Origin of the sequence: Roseburia sp. 1XD42-34, from assembly GCF_009917385.1 — a bacterium.
Taxonomy (GTDB): Bacteria; Bacillota; Bacilli; order Bacillales; family Amphibacillaceae; genus Virgibacillus.
The window spans coordinates 1-1,151 of record NZ_QWLJ01000090.1 but is presented as its reverse complement, the minus strand read 5'-3'; the positions used below and the strand labels follow the sequence as shown (position 1 = coordinate 1,151).

The 1,151-nt window shown below is 32.8% G+C and carries 2 protein-coding genes; both read left to right on the top strand.

Annotated elements, in window-relative coordinates:
* On the top strand, nt 1-455 hold a 455-nt coding region (locus tag D1839_RS20135; protein ID WP_166554473.1), incomplete at its 5' end, for a DNA/RNA non-specific endonuclease.
* A gap of 11 nt (nt 456-466) precedes the next feature.
* Entirely contained in the window at nt 467-955 is a 489-nt protein-coding gene (locus tag D1839_RS20130; RefSeq protein ID WP_120381542.1) for an immunity protein YezG family protein, read from the top strand.
* Nucleotides 956-1,151: the final 196 nt, after the last annotated feature.

The window sequence follows — 1,151 nt, the reverse complement described above, 5'->3', positions numbered from 1 at the left end:
GAAGAAAAGAACTTGTACCTAATGTCCGCTATGTGACACAAGACGGGTATAAATACACAACGGATGAATTAGGAAGAATTGTTGATGTAGAGGCTGATAATCTGATATTACAGGAAGCGGATAGAAATTTAGGAATGCAAAGGGCGGCTGGTAGAGAAGATAGATTACCTGATGATGATGGGGGACATTTAATTGGAAGTCAATTTCACGGTTCAGGAGATATTGATAATCTTGTTGCTCAGAATAGCCAAATTAATCGTTCTGGTGGAGAATGGTACAAGATGGAGATGGTTTGGGCAAATGCTTTGAAAGAAATCCCACCAAAGAAGGTATCTGTAAGGATTGAACCTGTTTATAATGCAGGTTCTTTAAGACCAAGCAGTTTTGAGATTTTTTATAAAATTGAAGGGAATAGGCCAGTTAAAAAAACTATAAAAAATCAATCTGGAGGATGATATTTTTGACTATGGAACAAGAAATGAATCAAATATATAGAGAAATTGCTGAGACGGTTAATGAATTGATTCCAGAAAAATGGGTTAAATTTTATATGTATGCCCAAGAGTCAGAATCAGGTGGTGGAACTTACTTCTTCTATAATACTCCAGAAGATAAGCAAAACTATAAATATAGTTTAGAAATTCCTTTTGAATTTAATATTAATAAAGAGCAGTTTAAACAAAAGGAAAGAAACTTACTTGAACTTAGTGAAAAACTAAGAAATGTTTTTACTGATTATCACCAAGAGCCATGGTATTCTTTTACATTATCTCTAGAGGATAATGGGAAATTTAAAATTCACTATGATTATACTAACTGGTTTGATACAAATTATAGCTTTGATGATCAGTTGGTTATTTGGGAGTATAAATATTTAGGAAATGAGCCAGAAGATGTTGAAAGAAAAAAGTTGATTGAAAGGTATTTAACTGAGTATCCAAATGATCCAATTTAATTAAAGTAGAGAGCATAGATAAAGAAAGTATATATGACTAGCTAATTTTAAAGCACCTGTTTGTCTTTTGGCAATAAGTGCTTTTGTTTTTTGTTTTAATCCCGCTCTCTCGAAATACAATGATGCGTGTGGATCGTAATGACATCTGGGCGAATTTAAAGCAAATAGAGGGCGGTATTACCAATAATCTGTTTAA